Source organism: Vibrio sp. PSi01 (assembly GCF_054960695.1).
In genome coordinates, this window is sequence record NZ_JBHNYN010000011.1 from 30406 (window position 1) to 55902 (window position 25497).

23 protein-coding genes and 1 riboswitch are annotated in these 25497 nt (G+C 43.3%); of the genes, 6 read left to right on the forward strand and 17 right to left on the reverse strand.

The features are described from left to right. Positions 1-387 precede the first annotated feature (387 nt). Together nhaB and dsbB are read left to right on the forward strand one after the other, a co-directional pair. Complete coding sequence (nhaB, locus tag ACFI6G_RS14960) at positions 388-1980, forward strand: Na(+)/H(+) antiporter NhaB (RefSeq protein WP_462710342.1); 1593 nt, start codon at positions 388-390, stop codon at positions 1978-1980. Between the two features lie 147 nt (positions 1981-2127). Beyond that, on the forward strand, positions 2128-2637 hold the full coding sequence (dsbB, locus tag ACFI6G_RS14965; RefSeq protein ID WP_016767669.1) for a disulfide bond formation protein DsbB: 510 nt from the start codon (positions 2128-2130) through the stop codon (positions 2635-2637). Between the two features lie 122 nt (positions 2638-2759). Here the strand turns inward: dsbB and ACFI6G_RS14970 are convergent, their stop codons facing one another. Further along, the gene (locus tag ACFI6G_RS14970; RefSeq protein ID WP_010437227.1) at positions 2760-3380 is read right to left on the reverse strand and encodes a YecA/YgfB family protein; all 621 of its coding nucleotides are present in this window, start codon (positions 3378-3380) and stop codon (positions 2760-2762) included. A gap of 176 nt (positions 3381-3556) precedes the next feature. On the opposite strand from ACFI6G_RS14970, the gene dusC reads away from it, so the two are divergent. Continuing rightward, positions 3557-4513: a tRNA dihydrouridine(16) synthase DusC gene (dusC, locus tag ACFI6G_RS14975; RefSeq protein ID WP_080572729.1), complete on the forward strand. Its 957-nt coding sequence runs from the start codon at positions 3557-3559 to the stop codon at positions 4511-4513. Between the two features lie 74 nt (positions 4514-4587). Here the strand turns inward: dusC and ACFI6G_RS14980 are convergent, their stop codons facing one another. The 3 genes from ACFI6G_RS14980 to yfbV form a co-directional block, all read right to left on the reverse strand. Continuing rightward, entirely contained in the window at positions 4588-6054 is a 1467-nt protein-coding gene (locus ACFI6G_RS14980) for a sensor domain-containing diguanylate cyclase (RefSeq protein ID WP_010437221.1), read from the reverse strand. A 251-nt stretch (positions 6055-6305) separates the two neighbouring features. Further along, positions 6306-7271 (reverse strand): ABC transporter substrate binding protein, encoded by a 966-nt coding sequence (locus tag ACFI6G_RS14985; RefSeq protein ID WP_462710343.1) that lies wholly within the window; start codon positions 7269-7271, stop codon positions 6306-6308. A gap of 288 nt (positions 7272-7559) precedes the next feature. Further along, positions 7560-8012 (reverse strand): terminus macrodomain insulation protein YfbV, encoded by a 453-nt coding sequence (gene yfbV / locus ACFI6G_RS14990; protein WP_010437216.1) that lies wholly within the window; start codon positions 8010-8012, stop codon positions 7560-7562. A gap of 342 nt (positions 8013-8354) precedes the next feature. Between yfbV and ACFI6G_RS14995 the strand changes: the two genes are divergently transcribed. Together ACFI6G_RS14995 and pta are read left to right on the forward strand one after the other, a co-directional pair. After that, positions 8355-9551 carry an acetate kinase gene (locus ACFI6G_RS14995; protein ID WP_010437209.1) on the forward strand — a complete coding sequence of 399 codons (1197 nt, stop codon included), beginning with the start codon at positions 8355-8357 and terminating at the stop codon, positions 9549-9551. Positions 9552-9698: 147 nt separating this feature from the next. Continuing rightward, the gene (pta, locus tag ACFI6G_RS15000; protein ID WP_010437208.1) at positions 9699-11864 is read left to right on the forward strand and encodes a phosphate acetyltransferase; all 2166 of its coding nucleotides are present in this window, start codon (positions 9699-9701) and stop codon (positions 11862-11864) included. A 67-nt stretch (positions 11865-11931) separates the two neighbouring features. Here the strand turns inward: pta and ACFI6G_RS15005 are convergent, their stop codons facing one another. The 11 genes from ACFI6G_RS15005 to moaA all read right to left on the reverse strand — a co-directional run bounded on the left by ACFI6G_RS15005 (position 11932) and on the right by moaA (position 22277). Then, positions 11932-12870 carry a glutathione S-transferase family protein gene (locus tag ACFI6G_RS15005; protein WP_010437206.1) on the reverse strand — a complete coding sequence of 313 codons (939 nt, stop codon included), beginning with the start codon at positions 12868-12870 and terminating at the stop codon, positions 11932-11934. A 354-nt stretch (positions 12871-13224) separates the two neighbouring features. Next, positions 13225-14211 (reverse strand): murein tripeptide/oligopeptide ABC transporter ATP binding protein OppF, encoded by a 987-nt coding sequence (gene oppF / locus ACFI6G_RS15010; protein ID WP_010437204.1) that lies wholly within the window; start codon positions 14209-14211, stop codon positions 13225-13227. Further along, on the reverse strand, positions 14208-15179 hold the full coding sequence (oppD, locus tag ACFI6G_RS15015; RefSeq protein WP_010437202.1) for an ABC transporter ATP-binding protein: 972 nt from the start codon (positions 15177-15179) through the stop codon (positions 14208-14210). The genes oppF and oppD overlap by 4 nt, the downstream gene beginning before the upstream one ends. 42 nt (positions 15180-15221) lie before the next feature. Further along, the gene (gene oppC, locus ACFI6G_RS15020; protein WP_010437200.1) at positions 15222-16124 is read right to left on the reverse strand and encodes an oligopeptide ABC transporter permease OppC; all 903 of its coding nucleotides are present in this window, start codon (positions 16122-16124) and stop codon (positions 15222-15224) included. Positions 16125-16138: 14 nt separating this feature from the next. Next, entirely contained in the window at positions 16139-17059 is a 921-nt protein-coding gene (gene oppB, locus ACFI6G_RS15025) for an oligopeptide ABC transporter permease OppB (RefSeq protein ID WP_010437199.1), read from the reverse strand. 103 nt (positions 17060-17162) lie between these two features. After that, positions 17163-18794, reverse strand: a complete 1632-nt coding sequence (locus ACFI6G_RS15030; protein WP_016767672.1) for an ABC transporter substrate-binding protein — start codon at positions 18792-18794, stop codon at positions 17163-17165. Between the two features lie 681 nt (positions 18795-19475). Continuing rightward, positions 19476-19949: a molybdopterin synthase catalytic subunit MoaE gene (gene moaE, locus ACFI6G_RS15035; protein ID WP_016793853.1), complete on the reverse strand. Its 474-nt coding sequence runs from the start codon at positions 19947-19949 to the stop codon at positions 19476-19478. Positions 19950-19951: 2 nt separating this feature from the next. After that, complete coding sequence (moaD, locus tag ACFI6G_RS15040; RefSeq protein WP_462710344.1) at positions 19952-20197, reverse strand: molybdopterin synthase sulfur carrier subunit; 246 nt, start codon at positions 20195-20197, stop codon at positions 19952-19954. Beyond that, positions 20194-20673, reverse strand: coding sequence for a cyclic pyranopterin monophosphate synthase MoaC (moaC, locus tag ACFI6G_RS15045; protein ID WP_004734026.1), 480 nt, complete (start codon positions 20671-20673; stop codon positions 20194-20196). Before moaC ends, moaD begins: the two co-directional genes overlap by 4 nt. Positions 20674-20685: 12 nt before the next feature. Then, entirely contained in the window at positions 20686-21198 is a 513-nt protein-coding gene (moaB, locus tag ACFI6G_RS15050) for a molybdenum cofactor biosynthesis protein B (protein WP_010437177.1), read from the reverse strand. Positions 21199-21287: 89 nt separating this feature from the next. Then, positions 21288-22277: a GTP 3',8-cyclase MoaA gene (gene moaA, locus ACFI6G_RS15055; protein ID WP_010437176.1), complete on the reverse strand. Its 990-nt coding sequence runs from the start codon at positions 22275-22277 to the stop codon at positions 21288-21290. Then, a riboswitch (molybdenum cofactor riboswitch) is annotated at positions 22266-22418 on the reverse strand. Its footprint overlaps the gene before it by 12 nt. 194 nt (positions 22419-22612) lie before the next feature. Between moaA and ACFI6G_RS15060 the strand changes: the two genes are divergently transcribed. Next, positions 22613-23500 (forward strand): YvcK family protein, encoded by an 888-nt coding sequence (locus ACFI6G_RS15060; protein WP_016793852.1) that lies wholly within the window; start codon positions 22613-22615, stop codon positions 23498-23500. An 80-nt stretch (positions 23501-23580) separates the two neighbouring features. On the opposite strand, the gene luxU is transcribed toward ACFI6G_RS15060, so the two are convergent. Both luxU and luxO read right to left on the reverse strand, forming a co-directional pair. Beyond that, positions 23581-23925 (reverse strand): quorum-sensing phosphorelay protein LuxU, encoded by a 345-nt coding sequence (gene luxU / locus ACFI6G_RS15065; RefSeq protein ID WP_010437174.1) that lies wholly within the window; start codon positions 23923-23925, stop codon positions 23581-23583. A gap of 24 nt (positions 23926-23949) precedes the next feature. Next, on the reverse strand, positions 23950-25338 hold the full coding sequence (gene luxO, locus ACFI6G_RS15070; RefSeq protein WP_010437172.1) for a quorum-sensing sigma-54 dependent transcriptional regulator LuxO: 1389 nt from the start codon (positions 25336-25338) through the stop codon (positions 23950-23952). Positions 25339-25497: the final 159 nt, after the last annotated feature.

Sequence of the window (25497 nt, forward strand, 5' to 3'; positions counted from 1 at the left end):
TTGCAATGTTAAGTTGTAATAATCATATATAAACCGCTTCTATCATGTAAATTTCAATCATTTCGCTCAAATATTGATTCTAGTCGGTTTTTATCACATTTTAAGTGGTATGCTTGCGCTACTTTGATCGCGTTTCTCGATAAAAAAGGGGTATTTTTAGTGCAGCAGGGCTTTTCCTGTTGACTAAATGTTATCTAAGAGTAGAGTTGCGCTCAAAAATTAGCAGTGCTTGAGTTTCTAAGGGAGTGACTTGGCAAGACCACAGAACATTACATGGAATGTAGTTTTTCTAAGTCACTGTTAGTTATGTGTTTTAACAAATACATAACTCGATTCTCAAATGTTGTATTGCTTGTCTATTCATAATCAACATAAAAGAGTATTAACATGCCGATGTCTCTCGGAAACGCTTTTATCAAGAACTTCCTTGGTAAGGCTCCTGATTGGTATAAACTTGCCATCATTTCCTTTTTAATCATCAACCCGTTTGTTTTCTTCCTAGTTGACCCATTTGTTGCGGGCTGGCTATTGGTGGTTGAGTTTATTTTCACGCTAGCTATGGCGCTAAAATGCTACCCTCTTCAACCTGGTGGTTTATTAGCAATTCAAGCCATCGCCATTGGTATGACCAAGCCTGAAATGGTTTATCACGAGCTACAAGCAAACCTTCCTGTATTACTCTTATTGGTGTTCATGGTTGCTGGTATCTACTTCATGAAAGAACTGCTTCTGTTCATTTTCACGAAGATACTGCTCGGCATCCAGTCCAAAGTTTTACTCTCTATTGCGTTTTGTGTTGCCGCTGCTTTCTTGTCTGCCTTCCTAGATGCACTGACAGTAATCGCGGTCGTTATTAGCGTTGCAGTTGGCTTCTACTCTATCTACCACAAAGTAGCATCAGGTAAAGGCACAACGTCTGCGCACGATCATACTCATGATGAAGAGATCTCCGAACTAACACGTGATGATTTAGAAAACTACCGCGCTTTCTTACGTTCACTGCTTATGCACGCTGGTGTTGGTACCGCGTTAGGTGGTGTAATGACTATGGTAGGCGAACCGCAAAACCTAGTAATTGCTAAACAAGCAGGTTGGGAATTCGGTGAGTTTATTATCCGTATGCTACCAGTAACACTGCCTGTATTCGTCTGCGGTATTCTAACTTGTGCGCTTGTAGAGAAATTCAAAGTGTTCGGCTACGGTGCAAAATTGCCAAATAACGTTCGCCAAATCTTAGTTGAGTTCGACAACAAAGAACGAGCAAATCGTACCAAGCAAGACGTTGCAAAACTATGGGTTCAAGGTGCAATCGCAGTTTGGCTTATTGTAGGCTTGGCGCTTCACGTCGCTGAAGTGGGTTTGATCGGCCTTTCAGTTATTATTTTAGCAACGGCATTTACTGGCGTTATCGAAGAGCATTCAATGGGTAAAGCCTTTGAAGAAGCGCTACCATTTACAGCACTTCTGGCTGTCTTCTTCGCTGTAGTTGCGGTAATCATCGACCAATCACTATTTAAGCCAGTGATCGATGCAGTACTTCACGTTGAAGATAAAGGCGCACAGTTAGCCCTCTTCTATGTAGCCAACGGTATCTTATCGATGGTTTCGGATAACGTGTTCGTAGGTACGGTTTACATCAACGAAGTGAAAACAGCGCTCGTTGAAGGCATCATAACTCGTGACCAATTTGACTTACTTGCTGTTGCTATCAACACAGGTACTAACTTACCTTCGGTTGCTACACCAAACGGCCAAGCTGCATTCCTATTCCTATTAACATCAGCACTTGCTCCGTTAATTCGACTGTCTTATGGCCGCATGGTCATCATGGCTCTGCCATATACTATCGTGTTGGCACTGGTTGGCCTTGCCGGTATTGTGTTCTTCGTTGAACCAATGACAACATGGTTTTATGATGCAGGTTGGATTATTCACCGAACTGGTGAAGTCATTGCTCCAGTTATCTCTGGCGGTCACTAAGCTAAACACTGTGTCACAAACCACAACAAGTATAACTAACTAATCAAAAATATTAGTTGATTAGGAAACTTATCCAAGATAAAAAGCTCTGAGTATTCAGGGCTTTTTTATTTTATAGACAGGATTAAATTCGTGAATTTTTTTGTAATGCTCAAAGACTTCTCTAAGGGACGTTTATCTTGGCTTTTATTGCTGGCTTTTATTGTATTTTTTGAAGCATGCGCTCTCTTCTTTCAGCATGTGATGATGCTTGGCCCTTGTGTAATGTGTATCTATGAGCGCGTTGCTATGCTTGCTATCGGCGTCGCGGCAATCATTGGCGCTGTTGCTCCTAATAATCCAGTATCACGCTGGCTAGGCCTTGCTGGTTGGGGATTTGGTGCTTATAAAGGTTTAATGCTTGCGTTAGAGCACGTTGACTACCAGTTTAATCCGTCTCCTTTCGCTACCTGTGATTTATTCGTAACCTTCCCTAGTTGGGCACCATTAAACCAATGGGCCCCGTGGATGTTCGAAGCTTACGGCGACTGCAGTAAAGTCGTTTGGCAACTCTTAGACCTGTCGATGCCTCAATGGCTAGTGATTATCTTTGCCGGTAACTTAATTGCTTGTGGTTTTGTTATCATTTCTCAATTTTTCAAATCGAAAAACGACTAATACAGACCTTTAAAATAGAACAAAAAAGTCGACTACAAGGTCGACTTTTTTATCGCTTAAGCTTTTCATCACTTAAAGGAAGTTAACTACTCACTCAAGCTGAGTTACTCAACAAGCCGTGATTAGCTGTTTTTGCCACAGCACTGCTTAAACTTTTTGCCACTTTCACATGGGCAAGGGTCGTTGCGACCAATACCTTTGAATGGGTTCACGCTCTGCGATTTATTGCCTAACATAGCTTCATCAGCCGCCAATGCCACCTCTGAAATCATTAGATCAACCTGCCCCACTAAATCTTGAAGTGATGGTGGGTTTTCAAGCCCAGCCGCAATCATTTGCTGCTGAGTTTGTTCTTCATCAATCGCTAACATGAGAGTTGTTAGGAGCGCTTGTAACATACGCAGAGTGCCATCAGCCATCGTCACTGTTTGCCATTGCTCTTCCACAGTAGGCCAAACCATCATAAAACCTTCAGCGAAATCGGCGAACTGCTCATTAAAATCGCCATCAGCCAACACATCAGTCAGTAAATATTCATTACGCTGAATTAGATTATGTTGACGGTTAATTTGCTCAGTCACCATTGAAACCAATTCTTTGCCAGCTTCAGGAGCAATGACAGCCAGCCACGCTTCTGGATCTAATGGCTTAGTCGCAAGGTTAGAAGCAAGAATTGCCCCTTCGATAAATTGAGGAGTAATGTCAGTCGTAGATTCAGGTAAGTTTAATAATTGATATGTCATGAAAGCTCTATTTATTAGATCATTTATCCCATTATAACGTTATCAGGCTTAACCTGTCGCTATTAACCGCTGAAGCCGTTATGCCGACACCTACTACACGCATAGTGACATCTCTATGATCAAACCGTACAATCACGCCTCTTAATTTTCGATACACTCAGTTTCGGTAGAGCAATATGCGAGTAATACTTGGCCCTATGGAGGGCGTTCTAGATCACCTAATGCGTGAAATTCTTACAGAGATCAATGATTACGATCTCTGTGTCACAGAATTTGTGCGTATCGTTGATCAACTTCTTCCCCCGCATGTTTTCCACCGTATTTGTCCAGAATTACTTCAGGGCTCTCAAACCATGTCTGGTGTGCCTGTCCATGTTCAGCTACTGGGTCAACATCCTAAATGGATGGCAGAGAATGCTATTCAAGCAGCAAATCTTGGCGCGAAAGGGATCGATCTAAACTTCGGTTGTCCAGCCAAAGCGGTAAACAAAAGTAATGGTGGGGCTTCATTGCTCAAAGAGCCAGAACTTATTTACCAAGTAGTAAAAGCATGCAGAGAAGCAGTGCCTGAGCATATCCCCGTTTCAGCTAAAATTCGCTTGGGTTGGGAGCACCCGGATGAGTGCTTTGAGATTGTCGACGCTATCGAACAAGCGAAAGCGGATGAACTGACTGTACATGCTCGTACCAAAGTTGGCGGCTACAAAGCCAGCGAAATCAAATGGGATTACATCAATCAAATAAGAGAGCGGACCTCTTTACCGTTGATTGCGAATGGAGAAATTTGGAACTATCAAGATGGTCAAGATTGCATTGAAACAACAGGAATCGATTCATTGATGGTTTGCCGTGGTGCTTTCAACATTCCGAACCTTGGTAATGTCGTTAAACACAACCACCCTAAAATGCCGTGGAATAAAGTGATTGAACTTTTACTGCGCTACTCAGAGTTTCAAATTAAAGGGGATAAAGGCATGTACTACCCCAATAGAGTGAAGCAGTGGTTTGTTTATTTAAGTAAAGGCTACCCTGAAGCAAACGAACTATTTAAAGAAATTCGTACCTTTAAGAAGGCGCCACCGATAGTAGAACGCCTGCAGCTTTACCAAGAGCAACACTGCCAATTCCATTAATTCTTTAGGCACGTTTTATTCAAAAAACGCATCACTGCTTACTTACTCCTCAAAACACTTGTCCAATCGCGTGGCTAAAATTCGAGACGGTTTTTACCTGTCGTCTTAGCCACGTACAGCTTTTCATCTGCGTATTTAAATATCTCTTCGAAGTTAAGTTTGTTTTGCTCTGTTTCAACGAGACAGACACCACCTGATACTGTAAATCCATTGGGAATAACATCGGCTGATGTCGCGCAAATCGCATTTTTCACACGCTCTAACGTTCTCATCAGTGTCTCACGATCCTCGCCTTTCATGTAAACAACAAACTCTTCTCCACCAAACCTAGCTGCCACGTCACTGCTTCGAATGCTGTTATTTATCTGACGAGACATAAAGCGAATCACATCGTCGCCTTTATCATGCCCATAGGTGTCATTGATTGACTTAAAATCATCAATATCAAGCACCGTTAGAGCAAATAGTTGGTCATGCTCTACGCTTTGCCAAAACACTTCTAAACCACGTCGATTCAATAACCCTGTCATCGGATCTTTGGCAGCAAGCTCTTTAAAGTAACCGCGTTCAATATTGGAATTAACGTAAAAGAAAATGGTCACGGAGAACAGATAAACGATAATCGCAACAATTAAGCTATCTTTTTCATAAATAAAGAAATGCTCGATTTCCTTAGCTAGATTTAACTCGTAATACATCGCATGATGTGACGCGACGCCTTCTAAGGAAATCTCACGATAAAAGATTGCAGAATCGCTTGGATCCACCAGAGTCGTATCAATAATGTTCACTCTTCCCGCTAAATGCTGATTAGAAGCCTCTAACAGTTTGTCCGCATCAATATCGACAGATAGCATCCCTTGATGGACGCCTTTGTGAAATACAGGAATAGTCATACTGATAATTCGGTCCAGTGAATCGAATCGGTACACAGGCCCAGTTAACGTAAGTTGTTCTGGATTATTAGCAGTTTTTTGCCAATAAGGTCGACTTTTGATGGTGGAAAGAAGCGCCTTACTTAATCCTTTGGCAAAATTTTCAGGTGATGAAATGACATAACCACTCGCATCAATGAAGTGCACACCGTCATGATATTCATCAAGTTGAGATAGAAATGAAAGGATAGGAGCTAAAGCGATCTTCTCTGATGCACCTTTATAGCTATCGCTGCTTTCAGAGCACAACGACTCTTCACCAACCAGCATATAGTCGATGTCAACTGAAGGGATATCGCCGGTTTTACCATCTGCGAGAAGCAGGACGTCGATAGGCCAAATGCGACATAGGCCATTAACTACCTGCTTATTATGGTCGAGAAAAAGTGGATTTCCGGATTTGTAGTAGTTTGAGAAGCTGTAATCTAAAGCAGTAACCACCTTCGTCGTTCGTGTGAACACCTCTTCAATGCGATGAAACTCAACGTTGATATCTTTTTTTACCGCATCAAAATGATTCTTACCAATTAGACCTAGCAACATTATGGCGATCACGGCAGGGAATCCAAAGACAAAGCGAAGGCTAAAGTGCCTGTTTACTTTCATATAATGTGCTCTTAGTGCTCAGCTATTTTCATTTATACCATTAATATTATGGCATTAATTGTCATTTCCCTCGATGTAAAATGATGTAAATTGATATTAACGATATGACTAATGGTAAGATAACTGCTTAAAAATGAATAAAGTAGAACGCAAGCCAGATATAGAATCGATGAGTTTTGTTCATCTAAGCAAATTCAATACTGTTAACAACAATCACTTAAATACCGTCAAACAATTGATAATTAACCTTATCAACGACTGATTATCGCACGATCAATGACGGACTTCGGCAGTGTCACACCAAGTTCGCGAGCCGCGTCTAAGTTAATGACCAGTTTCGAACTCTTTGCTGTTTTAACACTTAACTTTCCAGGTTTTTGTCCGTTCAGAATCGCCGCTACATAGTCTGCAGTTTGGACACCTACGTCATAATAATCTAACCCTAAGCCCGCAATAGCTCCCTTACCAACGTAAGAAGTAGCCCCTGCGACGACGGGAGTATTCGCTTGATTCGCTGCTTCAATAAGACCTTCTATACCACTTGCAACCGTGTTATCGGTCAACGCATAGATAACATCAGACTTCTTGGCAACAAACCCTGCTTTTGATTCAACATCATCAATGGTCAACGCTTTTTCAGTATAAAGAGTAATACCAAAATCTCTCGCAGCCTCTTTCAACAAACCAACTAACGCAACGGCATTTGCTTCTGCAGGATTATAAACAACCCCAATAGAGCTTGCCTGAGGAAGAAGCTCTCTAATCAGTGAGACATGTTGAGAAACCGGAGATAAATCAGAAAGACCGGTGACATTTCGCCCCGGCATTTCCAATTGTTTAACTAGCCTTGCACCGATTGGATCGGTAACTGCCGTAAATACAATAGGAATTGAACGAGTAGCTGAGACTAACGCTTGTGAGGTCGGGGTAGCAATGCCCACTAACACATGGGGATTTTCGCTCACTAACTCTCTAGCGATCTTGGCCGCTTGGACAGGACTGCCATTGGCCATTTCGTAGGAAAACTCTAAATTTTCACCTGCTTCATAGCCTTTCGCTCTCAATCCTTCGATAAGCCCTAGACGTGTCGCATTCAGATCTGGGTGGTCAACAACTTGTGAAACCGATACTTTGGCGACGTTCGCCATTACGTTGCCAGTCCACAGCAACAACAGACAGCCTAAAACCGCTGCCAATACCTTTCTTACAGAACCCATTATCGCTCCCTACATCAAGCTCTACTCGTTATTAATCGCTCGAAGAGAACAACATCAAAATAATCACTATTGACATTATTACCAGTAACTATTGATAAGTTGAAGTGATATTTAACAAAAATACAACAAAGTTCGAGTTATGCGAGAAAAGGCCAGATTAGGTTAACTGAAAGGTAAGAAACAAAATGAATAAGGGAGTAACTAAACAACTAAAGTAGAGAACGAATCTGAGAACGAGCTACTGATACAAAGTCGTTCTCAGACAAACGGAGGAAACAAACTGCTCTTTTAGAACCAACGCTCCATAGAGGACTTATCTAGCTGACGAAATGCGCGATTTAAAATGATCGCCAATTCTTTATAACGAGGACGTGGCTTTATTGGTTCTAAAGCAAAACCTGTCTCAGTAATTTTCTCGTGTAATTCGCGATACCACGATACTAATGCTGGTGGAAGTTGCGTGTTTGAGCGGTTGCCTAACCACCACATACCCTGAAGCGGTAAACTAATAGCGAACAAAGCCATAACCACAGCTTGCGGCATCGCTTGATAATTATTAAAGACCATTTGCGTAAGAACGCTAATAGCGGCTATTGCTGGCATCACCTTTACGCCAAAGCGCGTCGCCTTGATAATGCGTTGCTCAGGGAAAATAGCGTTTAACTCTTTTCGAACAGGCCAGAGATCCATGTACTTTTGGCCATCTTTTAAACTGCTCGCTAAACCAACTCTATTGCTCATATGAGTCTCCCGTTAAAAAAAAGTTGAAATCATCAACTAAAAACACAAAAATTTGACGAAAAATAATATTCTTTCAAATTTTTTTGTTATATTTGCACAATATCGCTATTATTTGCAGACCTCAATCTCATTGTTGCCCTTATTTACAATTTAAGCAACTTTGGGACGACTTCTGCAAGGAATGCAAGAGCCTCTTTTCTTAAAAAGTGGCTTTCACTTTAATACGGAAATTAACGTTTTTTTGACCAAGGTTAGTACGCAAGCAACAGTGCTTCGTCTATTCTTGAGATTAATTTTCATCCTTAACTGATTTCGATCAGAAAAATAAACAGGTAGTCATTAATGTCTAAGCTAGTTTTAGTTTTAAACTGTGGTAGTTCTTCTCTTAAATTTGCTGTTGTTGATGCAGAAACAGGTGCTGAGCACCTAACTGGTCTTGCTGAATGTCTTGGTCTTCCAGAAGCTCGTATGAAATGGAAACTTGACGGCAAGCACGAAGCACAACTAGGTGCGGGCGCAGCTCACGTAGAAGCACTATCTTTCATGGTAGAAACTATTCTTGCTTCTAAGCCTGAGCTTAAAGCTAACCTTGGCGCTATCGGTCACCGTATCGTTCACGGTGGCGAGCAGTTCACTTCTTCTGCACTTATCACTGATGAAGTGCTTAAGGGTATTCAAGACGCTGCGACTTTCGCACCTCTTCACAACCCAGCTCATCTTATCGGTATTGAAGCGGCTCAACAAAACTTCCCAGGCCTTAAAAACGTTGCTGTTTTTGACACTGCATTCCACCAAACAATGCCTTCTGAGTCTTACCTATACGCTCTGCCGTACAACCTGTACAAAGAGCACGGCATCCGTCGTTACGGCATGCACGGTACTTCTCACCTATTCATCACTCGTGAAGTTGCAGGCCTACTAAACAAGCCAGTTGAAGAAGTTAACATCATCAACTGTCACCTAGGTAACGGCGCTTCTGTATGTGCAATCAAGAACGGTCAATCTGTAGATACTTCTATGGGTCTTACTCCTCTTGAAGGTCTTGTAATGGGTACTCGTTGTGGTGACCTAGATCCTGCGATTATCTTCCACCTACACGATGCTCTTGGTTACTCTGTTGAAGAAATCAACAACATGCTGACTAAAGAGTCTGGTCTTGCTGGTCTAACTGAAGTGACTTCTGACTGTCGTTTCGTTGAAGACAACTACGGTGAGAAAGAAGAAGCAACTCGTGCAATGGACGTGTTCTGTCACCGTCTAGCTAAGTACGTTGCTGGTTACACTGCAACTCTAGAAGGTCGTCTAGACGCAATCACTTTCACTGGCGGTATCGGCGAGAACTCTGGCCCAATCCGTGAAATGGTTCTTAACCGCCTAGGCATCTTCGGCATCGAAGTTGACGGTGAAGCTAACCTTAAAGCTCGTTTCGGCGGCGAAGGTACTATCACTACAGCTAACAGCCGTATCCCTGCAATGGTTATCTCTACTAACGAAGAGCTAGTAATTGCTGAAGACACTGCGAAACTAGCAGGTCTTTAATTGATTTTCCTGACTAGCTTCACTCGAAGCTAGTCAGTTTTTCATATCAAGAAAATGGGGCTCAACTTCTATTCCTACCCCAATTTTAATATCGGTGGGAATAGCAGTTGAGCTTTTTTTATTTCCAATAGTTAAAGGTGTTCGTCAATGTCCCGTACTATTATGCTTATCCCTACAAGCGCTGGTGTTGGTCTTACTAGTGTTAGCATGGGTGTTCTTCGCGCTATGGAGCGTAAAGGCGTAAGTGTTTCTTTCTACAAGCCAATCGCTCAGCCTCGTAGCGGTGGTAACCAACCAGATCTAACGTCTACTATCATCAGCGCAAACAGCGACATTAAGATTGGTGAGCCAATCGCAATGACTAAAGCTGAAGCTTTGATCGGTAGTGAAAAAATGGACGAGCTTCTTGAGTCAGTTGTTGAGCAATACAACAAGATCAACAAAGACGCAGAAGTAACGCTAATCGAAGGCCTAGTTCCTACTCGTAAGCACCCATTTGCTAACCAAGTGAACGCGGAAATCGCGAAAACACTTGGTGCGGAGATCGTATTCGTTGCGACTCCTGGTACTGATAACCCTACTCAGCTTAAAGAGCGTATCGAAGTAGCATGTTCTAACTTCGGCGGTACTAAGAACAAGAACATCAAAGGCGTGATTATCAACAAGCTTAACGCTCCTGTTGATGAAGCTGGCCGTACTCGCCCTGACCTATCTGAAATCTTTGACGATGCAGATAGCGCTCAACAAGCGAACCTTGAAGTAATGCAAATCTTCAACTCTAGTCCTATCCGTGTTCTTGGCTGTGTGCCATGGAGCATCGATCTAATAGCAACTCGTGCGGTTGATATGGCTAAACACCTTAACGCTGAAATCGTTAACGAAGGTGAAATCTCTACTCGTCGTATTAAGAGCATCACTTTCTGTGCACGTTCTTTACCGCACATGATTGAGCACTTCAAGCCAGGTTCACTGCTAGTAACTTCTGCAGACCGCCCTGACGTTATCGTTGCTGCGGCTCTTGCTGCGAAAAACGGTGTTGAAATTGGCGCAATCCTACTGACTGGCGGTTACGACATTCCAGAAAGTATTGCTAACCTTTGTGCACCTGCATTCGCTTCAGGTCTACCGATCTTTAAGGCGCAAGGTAACACTTGGCAGACGTCTCTTAACCTACAGAGCTTCAACCTAGAAGTACCTGCAGACGATAAAGAGCGTATCGAGTTCGTTAACGATCACGTTGCAAGCCACATTGATGGCCCTTGGATTGATTCTCTATCTGAAGGCACTCAAGGTATTCGCCGTCTAAGCCCACCAGCATTCCGTTACCAGTTAACAGAATTCGCTCGTAAAGCGGCTAAGCGCATCGTTCTTCCTGAAGGTGATGAGCCACGTACTGTTAAAGCTGCATCTATCTGTGCTGAACGCGGTATCGCAACATGTGTACTTCTTGGTAACCCTGAAGAAATCCGTCGCGTTGCTGCACAGCAAGGTGTTGAGCTAGGCGCTGGCGTTGAGATCATCGATTCTGCTTCAGTTCGCGAAAACTACGTAGCTCGTCTAGTAGAACTTCGTGGCGCTAAGGGTATGACTGAAGTTGTTGCTCGTGAGAAGCTAGAAGATTCAGTATTCCTAGGCACTATGATGCTTGAAGCTGGTGAAGTTGACGGCCTAGTTTCTGGTGCTGTTCACACAACGGCGAACACAATCGTTCCTCCGTTCCAGATCATCAAGACTGCTCCTGATGCTTCTATCGTATCTTCAATCTTCTTCATGCTTCTGCCTGATCAAGTGCTTGTATACGGTGACTGTGCGATCAACCCAGATCCAACAGCTGAACAGCTTGCTGAAATCGCTATCCAATCTGCAGATTCTGCTGCGGCATTCGGTATCGACCCACGTGTTGCTATGATCTCTTACTCTACTGGTGAATCTGGTAAAGGTGCAGACGTAGATAAAGTACGTGAAGCAACCAAACTTGCTCAAGAGAAACGTCCTGATCTAGTGATCGACGGCCCTCTTCAGTACGACGCAGCAATCATGGAAAACGTAGCCGCTTCTAAAGCGCCTAACTCTCCAGTTGCAGGTAAAGCGACAGTATTCGTATTCCCAGACCTAAACACGGGTAACACGACTTACAAAGCGGTACAGCGTTCAGCAGACCTAGTGTCTATCGGTCCAATGCTTCAAGGTATGCGCAAGCCAGTAAATGACTTGTCTCGTGGTGCTCTAGTAGACGATATCGTTTACACAGTAGCTCTAACAGCTATCCAAGCAGACCAAGCCGCTCAAGCTGAAGAAAAAGTAATTAACTAATTTTTCTTTTGTAGAAAGCAAAAAACCCTAGATTCTTATCTAGGGTTTTTTTATGTCGAGGATTAATCTAACCTCGCCCGTGGGCTGATTCTAAATCTAGCGTTGGTCCTTTTGGTACAACTTGAGTTGGGTTGATACCTGTGTGACTGTAGTAATAGTGACGCTTTATATGGTAAAAGTCGGTCGTCTCTTTGATTCCCTTCACTTGATACAACTCTTTTAGATAACCTTGAATATGGACGTAATCAGCAATGCGCTGTTTATTGCACTTGAAATGCCCGACATAGACCGCATCAAATCGAACCAGAGTGGTAAATAATCTCCAATCTGCTTCTGTAATCTCGTTACCCGCTAGATAACGGTGCTCACTAAGGTGGGCGTCAACTTTATCTAAAGCTTCAAACAACGAGTCATACGCTTCTTCGTAGGCTTCTTGTGTTGTCGCAAAGCCCGTTCGGTATACACCATTATTGATATTCGGATAAATATAATCGTTCCACTGATCAATCTTGCTCGCTAATTCCCACGGGTAGTAATCGTCTGTGTTGCCCGTTAACTCATTAAATTCTGAGTTGAACATGCGGATAATCTCAGAGGACTCGTTACTTACAATGGTGTTTGTTTTCTTATCCCATAACACAGGTACCGTTACCCGGCCAGAGTAATCAGGCTTAGCTTGAGTGTAGATTTGGTGCATACGAGTATGACCGAACAGAGGTTCAGGTAACCCCATTTGCCAACCTTCACTCATCATGTCTGGACAGACTACCGTCACATCAATATGATCGGTTAGGTCTTTCAGCTCACGAAAGATCAGAGTTCGGTGCGCCCAAGGGCAAGCTAATGATACATATAAATGATAACGGCCGCTTTCTGGCTGAAATTGTGCGCCCGACTTGTTCTCTACCCAGCTTCGAAAGCCAGCATCTTCACGAACAAATTTGCCGCCACTTTCCTTAGTGTCGTACCAAACATCATGCCACACACCTTCAACTAACTTACCCATATCCAAACCTCTGTCATCCAAAATTTTATATACCAATCACAGTAAGTAAATGTTCAGAAATAGCGCAGAAAAAGGCTTGAGAACAAGGCAGAATTTTTCTGTTAGTAGTTATTCTACAATCAAAAATTCTAACGCCGTTATCAAGCGTTTTAACAAGCTAGGATGAGCAGTTATTTACTACGATTAGTATTAGTATAAAAAAAGCCCACGGTTTCAAAACCAGAAGAAGTTGGCTTAGTTGTTCGAATTATTTGATGAAGCTTGTTCAGCGTGAAAGTCTAGACACAAAAAAAGCGCAACTCATAAAAAAGTTGCGCTTAAGCCTGTCACAGGCTGAACCGTTTTAAATGGGTTCTAGACTTGTACGTGCAAGCAAGATACTGCGTGTACGTCATCGCCTTGAATTGTTGGCTTAGTTTGAGCACAAGCCTCAGTTGCTTGTGGGCAACGAGTACGGAACACACAACCTGACGGTGGATTGATTGGTGAAGGTAAATCACCTTCCAACATCTGAATCGTTTTGCTGCGCTCTAAGCGAGGATCTGGAATAGGAACAGCAGACATCAACGCTTTGGTGTATGGGTGCTTAGGATCGGAGAACAAAGCATCTGATTCACCAAGTTCTACCGCATTACCCAAATACATCACCAATACACGGTCAGAGATGTGTTTCACAACCGACAAATCGTGCGCGATGAATACCAAAGACAAACCTAGCTCTTTCTGTAGTTCCATTAGAAGGTTTACTACTTGAGCTTGGATAGATACATCCAGAGCAGAAACCGGCTCATCACAGATGATCATCTTAGGCTTCAAGATAAGTGCACGCGCGATACCGATACGTTGACACTGACCACCAGAGAATTCATGTGGGTAACGGTTGATTACGTTGGGCAGTAGACCAACCTTTGCCATCATCTCTTTAACTCGATCTTTCACTTCCTGTTTAGAAAGCTCAGGATAGAAAGTTTGTAGAGGCTCAGCAATGATGTCTCCAACTGACATGCGCGGGTTAAGCGATGCTAGCGGGTCTTGGAAGATCATCTGAATCTCTTTACGAGTCTCACGACGCTTCACTTCCTGCATCTTAGTCAGGTCTTGACCTAACCACATAACTTCGCCTTCAGTTGCCTCAACTAAACCAATAATTGCGCGGGCAAATGTTGATTTACCACAGCCAGACTCACCTACTACACCCAGAGTCTCACCTTCGTAAAGGTGAACATCCACACCATCAACCGCTTTAAGGTTTGATGGTTTCGCCCAAGGCCAAGCAGACTTAGCCGCAATGCTAAAGTGAACCTTAAGGTTTTTAATATCTAATAGTAATTCTTTACTCATTTTGTCCAAGTCTCCCAATCAGAAAAACAAGCACGCTGACGGTCTTTAGCAAATGGCTGCAAAATCGGTGCTTCTTGCTTACAACGGTCCATTACGCGGTGACAGCGGTCTTGGTAAGGACAACCTGTCGGTAGGCGAAGTAAGTTGGGTGGGTTTCCTGGAATCGTCGGTAAAATTTCACCTTCGGTATCCAAACGAGGAATTGCTTTAAGCAGGCCTTCCGCATAGGGATGGCTTGGCTCATAGAAGATTTCATCAACCGTGCCGTATTCCATAGTACGACCTGCGTACATCACCAATACTTTGTCACAAGAACCAGCAACCACACCCAAGTCATGGGTGATCATGATAATCGCAGTATTAAACTCATCTTTAAGCTCGTTCAGCAATTCCATGATTTGCGCTTGAATAGTTACATCCAACGCCGTTGTTGGTTCATCCGCGATAAGCAGTTTCGGACGACACAGCAGGGCCATTGCAATCATCACACGTTGACGCATACCGCCAGAAAATTCGTGTGGATACATGGTAATACGTTTACGTGCTTCAGGGATTTTCACCGCTTCAAGCATGCGTACTGATTCTTCGAACGCTTCCGCTTTACCCATACCTTTATGCAGCATGAGAACTTCCATCAACTGATCACATACTTTCATGTAAGGGTTCAGTGAGGTCATTGGATCTTGGAAGATCATCGCGATCTGTTCAGCGCGAACTTTGTTCAATTCTTTCTCAGGTAGGTTGAGAATTTCGTTGCCTTCAAACTTTGCACTGCCTGAGATGATGCCGTTCTTAGCCAGCAACCCCATCAGTGCAAATACCGTTTGAGACTTTCCCGAACCTGACTCACCAACGATACCTAGCGTTTCGCCTTGGTTGAGTGAGAAATTCAGGTCGTTTACTGCGGTTACGGTACCATCTTGCGTGGTAAATTCGACGCGCAGATCTTTGACATCTAATAAGCTCATTATTGCTTCCTTAATCTTTTATAGCTTTTAATTGCTATTTCGTTATCTGTCTTTTGGATCAAGCGCGTCGCGCAGACCATCACCTACGTAGTTAAAGCAGAACAGGGTAACTACCATGAATGCTGCTGGAAATGCCAGTTGCCAGATAGCAACTTCCATTGTTTGCGAGCCTTCTTGTAACAGCGCGCCCCAACTTGTCATAGGCTCTTGAACACCAAGACCAAGGAAAGATAAGAATGATTCTGTAAGGATCATGCTTGGAATAAGAAGCGTTGAGTAAACCGCAACAATACCCAATACGTTCGGTACGATATGACGTGTAATGATTTTCCATTTGCTGACACCACATACGTGAGCAGCTTCAATGAACTCTTTACTACGTAAACTCAATGTTTGGCCACGTACAATACGCGCCATATCGAGCCAAGCAATAGCACCGATAGCAACAAAGATCAGTACGATGTTACGACCAAAGAACGTTACCAGTACGATTACTAGGAACATGAATGGCACCGCGTATAGGATCTCCAGGATTCGCATCATTACTCGGTCAGTGCGACCGCCAATGAAGCCTGAAGCTGCACCGTAAAGCGTACCAATCAGTACCGCTACGAATGCACCCATCACACCTACCATAAGAGATATACGGCCGCCAATCATCGTACGAACATATAGGTCACGACCTAAACTGTCGGTACCAAACCAATGATCCACGCTTGGTGCTGCATGCATTGCGTACCAGTCAGTATCATCATAAGCATGCTGTGCTAGCATCGGTAAGAAAATGACCGATAGCACCATGAGCGTAAGGATAAATAGACTGACCATTGCCGCTTTGTTACGCATAAAACGAATACGCGCATCTTGCCACAAACTGCGACCTTCAATTTCCAAACTCTCAGAGAATTTTTCGATCGCTTCTAAGTTTTCTTTTTTCTTCAACATAACCATGCGTCCTGCTAGTAGCGAATTTTCGGGTCTATAAGCGCTAGTAAAATATCAACGATCGCGTTGAATAAGATAAATAGGAAACCAATCAAAATGGTTACACCCATTACTAGCGAATAGTCACGGTTAAACGCGGCGTTAACAAACAGTTTGCCGATACCCGGTAGGCCGAAGATGGTTTCAACGACAACTGAACCTGTAATGATACCTACGAACGCAGGTCCCATATAAGAAACAACAGGAAGCAGGGCTGGTTTAAGTGCATGTTTAAGAACAATGTAACGGTAACTTAGACCTTTTGCGCGAGCCGTTCGAATAAAGTTACTGTTTAGAGTTTCAATCATGCTACCACGAGTGATACGAGCAAAAGTGGCTACGTACAGAAGAGACATCGCAATAACTGGCAGGACGATGTACATATAAGTACCCCCGTGCCAACCACCTGCTGGAAATATATGCCAGTGTAGAGAGAATAGGTAAATAAGCGCTGGTGCCAACACGAAGGACGGCATGACCACCCCGAGCATGGCAGTCGACATTATGGTGTAGTCGACCCAGGTGTTGTGTTTCAATGCGGCAATGGTTCCGACCGATACCCCCATAATCAGGGTAAAGATAAAGGCAACAAAACCGACCTTCGCAGATACAGGAAGCGCAACTGCGATCAGCTCATTTACGGTGTAATCTTGATATTTGAATGATGGACCAAAGTCACCTTGAACGATGTTAGTCAAGTACGTTGTGTACTGTTCAAATACAGGTTTATCTAAGCCGTATTTAGCTTCGATGTTAGCCATAACTTCTGGCGGTAATGGGCGTTCGCTCGAAAACGGGTTACCCGGTGCGAAACGCATGAGAAAGAAAGATATAGTGATCAACACCAACATGGTTGGAATCGCTTCGAATATCCTTTTCATAATGAATTTAAGCATAAACTCACTCTTTTCAGTCTGTGACAATTAAAAATTAAATAGACACTGCGTGCGATTTCTCGCACACAGGTCTAAGTTAGTTATATTTTATTTTTATAGGAGGTTATTTTGCTTTGATATAAAGATCTTTTGAATAGATCTTATCTTCGGCGTTACCTTCTGGGTAACCACCTAGCTGAGGTGATACAAGACGTGTTGTAACGTACTGGTAGACTGGAGCAATTGGCATGTCTTTAGCTAGCAATTTTTCTGCTTCGATATATAGCTTAGTACGCTCTTCTTCTGAAGTAGAGCTTAGTGCTTTATCGATAATCTTGTCATAGTCTGCGCTCTTATAGTGCTGACCAGCAGTTGTATTTTGGCTAACCATCAATGTTAGGAATGAAGATGCTTCATTGTAGTCACCACACCAACCTGCACGAGCAACGTCAAAGTTACCAGTATCTTTACTGTCTAGGTATGATTTCCACTCTTGGTTTTCGAGTTTCGCGTTAATACCAAGCTCTTTCTTCCACATTGATGCGATTGCTACAGCAAGCTTCTTGTGATTTTCAGACGTGTTGTAAAGCAGGTTGAATTCAAGTGGGTTGCTCTTCGTGTAGCCAGCTTCTTCAAGAAGACGCTTCGCTTCAGCAATACGCTCTTTTTGAGAAAGTTGACCATACTCTGGAGTTACCGGGTCAAAACCAGCAGTAATTTCAGGAGTCAAGAAGTAAGCTGGTTTTTGGCCTTGACCAAGAATCGCTTTCGTCACGATGTCACGGTCCATCGCATAAGACATTGCTTTACGAACACGTACATCGTCGAAAGGTGCTTTCTGTGCATTAAATTGGTAGTAATAAGTACACAGGTTACCCTTAATGTTTACATCTTCTGGATACTCTTTCTGTAAGCGACGGAAGTGCTCGTTAGGCACTTCGTATGTGAAATCTAGTTCGCCAGAAAGGAAGCGGTTCATTTCCGCAACTTGGTTCTCAATTGGTAGGAATGTTACTTTGTTAAGAACTGTATGTTCGTTATCCCAGTAATTTTCGTTGCGTACTAGTTCAAGACGCTCGTTAACTACCCATTGATTTGGAACAAATGCACCATTACCAACAAAGTTTTCAGGCTTAGTCCACTGGTCACCGAATTTTTCAACAGTTGCTTTATGTACTGGCTTCACTGTTGTGTGACCCATCATCATTACGAAATATGGGACAGCTGTATCTAATGTCACTTCTAACGTGTAGTCATCTAAAGCTTTTACGCCTAGTTCACTCTTGTCTTTCTTACCCGCGACGATATCTTTCGCATTCGCCATCTTGGTATATTCCATATACCAAGCGTATGGAGAAGCAGTTAAAGGATCAACGGCACGTTGGAAGCTGTAAACGAAGTCATTCGCCGTTACAGGATCGCCATTAGACCATTTAGCGTCTTTACGCAGGTGGAAAGTAAATGTTTTGTTGTCTGTCGTTTCCCAGCTTTCAGCTACTCCTGGGATAGTATTGCCGTCGCCATCTTGGTTCACTAAACCTTCTAGAAGGTCACGAATTACGTGAGATTCTGGTACACCTTGAGATTTGTGAGGGTCGAGTGTTGCTACTTCAGTACCGTTACCACGAACCAGTTCCTGAACTTTTGCTAGTTCAGTGCCTGCTGGAACTTCAGCAGCGATAGAAAGAGTAGAAGTGGCAGCCACTGCCAAACCAGCACCTAGAAGAAGGGCTTGAGTGATTTTATTCTTGTACATTTAATAAACTCCAAGTTTTTCGTATTGCATCCATGACTTCTTTGCTAGGTTCACTGAACGGCAGTGATTTAGATTTATTTAGCTCAAAATATAAGCATAAAAACCTAAAACCTTACAAAGATTGAGGCACACACTATCAACCATTGAAGTAATTTGCCATAAACAAGCCGCAAAAAATCGGATAATTCTCCGAAATATTCAAGGTGTCAGTGTATTAATCTAATAAAACTCCAATACATAGTGAGTTACGCATAGGGATTTATTAAAAAACAGCCTTTAGTGTTGATGTATCTGTACTGATACTTTTTTTTAGCATCTTATGCTAGAACACGGCCAACAAATTAACATTAATGCCACATCAAATCTAATTGCACATCACATATCCCCTAAACAGACTGCACTATTTGTGAGGGTTATCACTTTATACAAAACAGCATAATACACTGCACCAAAACAGAAGAAATACTGCACCAATAAGGGCTAGTTTGTCATTAGAATTTATATTCACAGGAAGTGCTTAATCATTTATTAAAATACAATTTATTTATATATAACGCTATAACAAATACAAAAAAGCCGACTTAGGGAGTCGGCTTCGTTTATTTAAATAAGGACTACTAATTTCGTCAGGACTGTATATATCAGTTCCACTATTTAAAGACGTGACGAAATATTAACGGGCTATTTTTCCCAACGTTCTGCAGCCTTAGCATCGGAATCTCGCGAATCTACCCAACGAGTGGTTTCAGTAGTACGTTCTTTTTTCCAAAACGGCGCTTTGGTTTTCAGAAAGTCCATAACAAACTCACACGCTTCGAAGGCAGCGCCACGATGCGCACTGGATACACCAACGTAAACAATCTGGTCACCGATATCTAGGTCACCCACGCGGTGAATCACTCGCATCTTCTCAATCGGCCAGCGAGCTTCAGCTTGGTCGCAAATCTCGCTCAGCGACTTCTCTGTCATACCCGGATAATGCTCTAGAGACAAACCAATTACGTTGTCGCCAAGATTCATGTCGCGAACTTTACCAACAAACGTCACTACCGCTCCTGCAGCTGTACCTTGAGCTAGATAATCGTATTCGTCACCCACAGAAAAGTCTTCAGCAGTAACTACTACTCTTAGATCTATAACTCGAGAATCATTCATGACTAGCCTCCAGTAACTGGTGGGAAGAAAGCCACTTCGTCGCCTTCTTTCACTTCAGTTGTCAAAGGTACGATTGATTGGTTAAGTGCAGCCAGAAGCTTGCCCTCTTCCAATGCGATATCCCACTTGCCTTCTTGTGCTACAAGGTGGCTGCGAATCGCTTCAATGGTATTAAATTGTGCATCGACTTCTAGGCTATCGACACCGACAAGCTCACGAGTTTGAGCAAAGAACAGTACAGTAATCATGATTCCACCTTGAAGTGACCTGATTTACCACCCGTCTTCTCTAACAGGCGTACATTCTCGATAACAATGTCTTTCTGAACAGCTTTACACATATCGTAAATCGTTAGCGCAGCAACAGAAGCAGCCGTTAGCGCTTCCATCTCAACGCCTGTCTTACCTGCAAGCTTACAAACAGATTCAATGCGAACCTTGTTTTCAGATTCGATAGCTTCTAGCTGCACTTCTACTTTAGTTAGTAGTAGAGGGTGGCACAGTGGAATCAAGTCCCAGGTCTTCTTCGCCGCTTGGATGCCAGCAATACGTGCCGTCGCAAAAACATCACCTTTATGGTGGCTACCAGAAACAATCAGCTCTAGCGTTTCTGCTGACATTTGAACGAAAGCTTCCGCTCTCGCTTCGCGTACAGTTTCCGCTTTAGCCGATACATCGACCATGTTCGCTTCGCCAGACGCATTAATGTGTGTAAATTGGCTCATACTCAAACCACCTTATACAGAAAGATGTGGCATAAAGTTACAAGGGCGGTGGCTAGCATCCATTTGTTGCTTGATGATCTTCGTCCAACCGGTGCGACAAGCACCTGTAGAACCTGGCATCGCAAAGATTACTGTGTGGTTAGCAAAGCCCGCAATCGCACGCGACTGAATTGTCGAAGTACCAATCTCTTCGTAAGACACTTGACGGAAAAGCTCACCAAAGCCTTCTACTTCTTTGTCGAATAGTGGCTTAAGTGCTTCAGGTGTACTGTCACGAGAAGTGAAACCCGTACCGCCAGTGATCATGATCGCTTGCACGCTGTCATCAGCGATCCACTGAGATACGATCGCGCGGATCTTGTACATATCGTCAATAACGATTTGCTTATCAACCACGTTGTGACCCGCTTCTTTAGCATGCTCAGCTAGGTAACCACCTGACGTGTCATTTTCTTCTGTACGTGTATCTGAAACCGTTAGTACTGCAATGTTTGCTGCTTGGAATTTGCTTTCTGCGTGACCCATTTGTTCACCTATATAAATTTTCAATGATTAGACTGATTCGCCCAGCCTAAGGAAGCTGAGCGATAAAATGCTTTAGAGTGTGTAGCGGGTTAACCGCCGATTGACGCCAAGTTTGGAGTCATGCCGCTGTTGCCATCGTGTAAGAAGTGGCTAACGGACTTAGTTTGAAGCTGAGCCTGAATTCGATCAATGAGCTCTTGCTCTTGTTGATCTTCTTGAATCAGATCTCGCAGTTCAACACCGTGGTCGCCAAACAGACATAGGTGAAGTTTACCGGTCGCTGAAACGCGCAGTCGGTTACAACTCTCACAAAAGTCTTTCTCATAAGGCATGATTAAACCGATTTCACCCTTGTAGTCTGGGTGGACAAACACTTGTGCCGGACCATCATTAACGGCTTTGACTTTTAATAGCCAACCATTAGCAATAAGCTGATTGCGAATCGCAACGCCAGAAACATGGTGTTTATCGAACAACTCGTCCATCTCGCCGGTTTTCATAAGCTCGATAAAACGTAATTGAATAGGTTTGTCTTTGATCCAATTAAGGAAGGCTGGTAACTCCTGACTATTGAGGTCTTTCATTAATACGACGTTTACTTTGACTTGTTCAAAGCCAACCTCAAACGCTTTATCAATACCTCGCATAACCTCTGTAAACTTATTCTCACCAGTGATCTGATGGAACATACGCGAATCTAAACTATCCACGCTAACGTTTATGTGGGTTAAACCAGCATCACGCCATTGCTCTACTTGTTTCTCCATGCGGTAGCCATTAGTTGTGGTGGCTACTTTTTCGATGCCAGGAGTAGAAGCGACGGTATGTATGATTTCAGGAAAGTCTTTACGCAGGCTCGGCTCTCCGCCTGTAATGCGGATCTTTGAGGTACCACAATCTGCAAACGCTTTAACAACGCGTTTGATCTCGGGAACACTTAAAAAAGACGAATTTTTTTGCCCTGACGGTTTATAACCATCTGGCAAGCAGTAAGTACATTTAAAGTTACAGACGTCTGTAACCGACAAGCGCAAGTAATAAAACTTACGATGGAATCTATCTTCGAATTGTTGCGCCACGGAACACCTTTCCAAACACGGGAGGCATAATCATTTCCAATTAAGCCCTTGTGACAACATGTCACTGGCTCTTGATGCGTATCGGTACAGCAAATACCACTGTGCGACTTAGCATGCGAGAGCTCGGAGTTATGGCAACTGCACGTTATATTCACACACGCAGTAGCTGAGTAATAAAATACTTAATATTTGTACGTGAATCTAGCTCTGATGGTAAAAAACGGGCCACATCGGCAAAAAAAACGTATCAAACGCTCAAAATAACTCTTGTTGAGTATATAGCGAGAAGTATTTAACCTAAATTATAGTTGGTAATAATCTAACAAGAATAAAAAATGAATATTTACGCTTCAAAGAAAGTCGTAGCAATCGGTGGAGGCCATGGCTTAGGTCGTATGCTTGCTGCACTAAAAGACTTTGGTAACAACGCAACTGGCATTGTTGCAACAACGGATAATGGCGGCTCAACAGGACGAATTCGAGACTGCCAAGGTGGTATCGCTTGGGGAGATACACGCAACTGTATCAACCAATTAATAACAGAACCTTCAATTAGCTCGATGATGTTCGAATACCGCTTTCGCGGCCAAGGCGAACTCGACGGTCATAACTTAGGTAACCTAATGCTCACTGCATTAGACAACCTCTCGGTTCGCCCACTAGAAGCGATTAACCTAATTCGAAATATGCTCAAGGTCGATGTCAATATCGTCCCAATGACGGAGCACCCTTCTGACCTCACAGCCCTATCCATGGACGGTCGTTGGGTAACCGGCGAAACCAATGTTGATGACATGACCGAAAAGCTACGCATGATGGATTTGTCGCCAGAAGTCCCCGCAACCAAAGAAGCCGTTGCGGCCGTCGAACAAGCAGACTGTATCGTTCTTGGTCCTGGCAGCTTTCTGACCAGTGTGATGCCCCCGCTTCTTCTGCCTGAAATTGGTAAAGCAATCTCGGAGAACGCTAAGGCTAAAGTTATCTTCGTTGAAAACCTTTCGCCAGAGCACGGCCCTGCAGGGAAAATGACCCTTCAAGAACAATTAGAGTGGTGTGAGCGCACCTGTAAAGCGAGAAAAATCGATGTCGTGCTGGGCAATGCTCCACACCCTGAACTTGAAGGACTCTGGAACTGTATAACCACTGACCTTGCTTCTCCCAATCGAGATTGGCGACATGACCGTATAAAGCTTCAGCAGGCAATTAGATTCCAGCTAGCCTAGGTCCATATTGATGATGTAAAAAAGGAGCATAACGCTCCTTTTTTTGTGCCTGTATCTAGTATACGTCGCCATCAGCGGTTTTAGATGTCGGTCATCAACTGCTGATATTCCTGATAAGTTGTTAGCAACAGTTCTTGCATATTTTGAAAATCAACCTCTGTCACAGGCAAGGCTTGTTTTACTTTTGCATCCAAGCTGATCGCAAAACTGCACAATGAATCTGCGCCAAAACTCGCCGCACTGCTTTTAAGTGCATGGCTAATATCAGCCAAATATTTGGAAGTATCGTTATCTTTATTAAGCTCTAGATGCTCATAATAACCTTTCAATTCACCTAAAAAGATGTCCAATAAAACTGGCACATTCTCTGGCCCTATTTCACTGGCAAGCTCATCAACTTTTTGCTGATTTAATACTTTCGTCATTGTTCTTTTCTTATTGTTTAGTGACTACTGCTTCGCATTCCACGTTTGTAACTTACGATATATCGTCGATGGACTGACATCTAAGAAGCCTGCCGCACGAGGGATGTTGCCATCACATGCTTTTATGGCCTGTTCAATCGCTGTTTTTTCAGTGATCCACAATGGGAAAATGTCTTTTACAGTGATGTCTTCATTTTGCATCTCTTTCAACCGCAGACTGCTCTCAATCGGCTGGTTCAGTGGAGGTGGAAGCATGTTCAGGGTAATCTCTTTACCATTGTTCAGTACCACCACGTTTCGCAACACATTTTGTAGCTGACGAACGTTACCCGGCCACTCGTATTGGTTAAAGCGGTCCAGCACTTCCTGAGCAAAACGAACAAAGGCCTTACCTTCCTCAACAGACATGTAGCCCAGCAGTGAATATGCAATCTCGATAACATCCTCGCCACGCTCACGCAATGGCGGTAGGTGCAGTGGAATTACATATAAACGGTAGTACAAATCTTCTCTAAAGCGACCTTCTTGGACTTCTTTCCAAGGGTCTCGGTTGGTTGCACATACAAAACGAACATCCACACTCTTCATCTTCGAAGAGCCTACTTTTTGGAAAGTGCCCGTTTGAATAAAACGCAAAAGCTTGGTTTGTAGCTCAAGATCCATCTCACACAACTCATCGAGGAACAAGGTTCCACCATCGGCAAGTTCAGCCGCACCTTGACGATCGGTTGCAGCGCCAGTAAAGGCACCTTTTACGTGACCAAACAGCTCACTTTCGATTAAATCTTTAGGAATAGCCGCACAGTTAATCGCAATGAATGGCTTATCACCACGCTTACTCGCCGCGTGAATCGCTTCTGCACACACCTCTTTTCCGGTACCACTTTCACCGGTAATGAAAATACTCGCTTTACTCGATGCCGCGGAATCGATTGTTCGATAAACCTGCTGCATGGTTTGGCTACTACCGATGAATCCTTGATAGTTTTGATTACCCGGGTTTTCAGAACTGTTCTTCAGTTTAGTGGCTTTGCGTATCGCGTTATTCACCGTTATACGGAGTCGATCGGCTTCACAAGGTTTAATAAGGAAATCTTGAGAACCATGACGCATGGCTTCTACTGCGGTATCGATAGAGCCGTGAGCCGTCATGAAGATAACGGGGACTTCTGGGTATTTTTGTTTTACAGCAAATAGTACGTCCATACCCGTCATATCAGGAAGGCGCAGATCTAATAAGATGAGGTCAGGGATTCGATGATTCAAACTCTCAATTGCATCGCGACCTGTGCCGACAATGTTGATATCAATTTCGAGCGGTGTAAGATACGAGCGATATAAAGCGGCGACCGAAGCCGTATCCTCCACCATCAACAAATACTTTGATTTGTTATCTAGCGTTTTTGATTGCATATCCTAGCCATTTATAATTTGCATTTCTTATTATAGTCGCATTCCGCTTTGCATTATGCAAATCAACCACGGTATTTGTATTATATTTCTCTACCTGCTTCAAATAATCAATGTATTAGCTACATGGCACGAACGATGCAACGGCTAGATTGACCTTCG

Coding starts and splice junctions, on each gene's coding strand:
- moaD (WP_462710344.1), bottom strand. CDS start 20,197: ATGATTACTGTACTGTTCTTTGCTCAAACTCGTGAGCTTGTCGGTGTC.
- pta (WP_010437208.1), top strand. CDS start 9,699: ATGTCCCGTACTATTATGCTTATCCCTACAAGCGCTGGTGTTGGTCTT.
- ACFI6G_RS15060 (WP_016793852.1), top strand. CDS start 22,613: ATGAATATTTACGCTTCAAAGAAAGTCGTAGCAATCGGTGGAGGCCAT.
- moaC (WP_004734026.1), bottom strand. CDS start 20,673: ATGAGCCAATTTACACACATTAATGCGTCTGGCGAAGCGAACATGGTC.
- ACFI6G_RS15030 (WP_016767672.1), bottom strand. CDS start 18,794: ATGTACAAGAATAAAATCACTCAAGCCCTTCTTCTAGGTGCTGGTTTG.
- luxO (WP_010437172.1), bottom strand. CDS start 25,338: ATGCAATCAAAAACGCTAGATAACAAATCAAAGTATTTGTTGATGGTG.
- oppD (WP_010437202.1), bottom strand. CDS start 15,179: ATGAGCTTATTAGATGTCAAAGATCTGCGCGTCGAATTTACCACGCAA.
- ACFI6G_RS14995 (WP_010437209.1), top strand. CDS start 8,355: ATGTCTAAGCTAGTTTTAGTTTTAAACTGTGGTAGTTCTTCTCTTAAA.
- ACFI6G_RS14980 (WP_010437221.1), bottom strand. CDS start 6,054: ATGAAAGTAAACAGGCACTTTAGCCTTCGCTTTGTCTTTGGATTCCCT.
- moaE (WP_016793853.1), bottom strand. CDS start 19,949: ATGAATGATTCTCGAGTTATAGATCTAAGAGTAGTAGTTACTGCTGAA.
- yfbV (WP_010437216.1), bottom strand. CDS start 8,012: ATGAGCAATAGAGTTGGTTTAGCGAGCAGTTTAAAAGATGGCCAAAAG.
- dsbB (WP_016767669.1), top strand. CDS start 2,128: ATGCTCAAAGACTTCTCTAAGGGACGTTTATCTTGGCTTTTATTGCTG.
- luxU (WP_010437174.1), bottom strand. CDS start 23,925: ATGACGAAAGTATTAAATCAGCAAAAAGTTGATGAGCTTGCCAGTGAA.
- dusC (WP_080572729.1), top strand. CDS start 3,557: ATGCGAGTAATACTTGGCCCTATGGAGGGCGTTCTAGATCACCTAATG.
- nhaB (WP_462710342.1), top strand. CDS start 388: ATGCCGATGTCTCTCGGAAACGCTTTTATCAAGAACTTCCTTGGTAAG.
- ACFI6G_RS15005 (WP_010437206.1), bottom strand. CDS start 12,870: ATGGGTAAGTTAGTTGAAGGTGTGTGGCATGATGTTTGGTACGACACT.
- ACFI6G_RS14985 (WP_462710343.1), bottom strand. CDS start 7,271: ATGGGTTCTGTAAGAAAGGTATTGGCAGCGGTTTTAGGCTGTCTGTTG.
- ACFI6G_RS14970 (WP_010437227.1), bottom strand. CDS start 3,380: ATGACATATCAATTATTAAACTTACCTGAATCTACGACTGACATTACT.
- oppF (WP_010437204.1), bottom strand. CDS start 14,211: ATGAGTAAAGAATTACTATTAGATATTAAAAACCTTAAGGTTCACTTT.
- oppC (WP_010437200.1), bottom strand. CDS start 16,124: ATGTTGAAGAAAAAAGAAAACTTAGAAGCGATCGAAAAATTCTCTGAG.
- moaB (WP_010437177.1), bottom strand. CDS start 21,198: ATGGGTCACGCAGAAAGCAAATTCCAAGCAGCAAACATTGCAGTACTA.
- oppB (WP_010437199.1), bottom strand. CDS start 17,059: ATGCTTAAATTCATTATGAAAAGGATATTCGAAGCGATTCCAACCATG.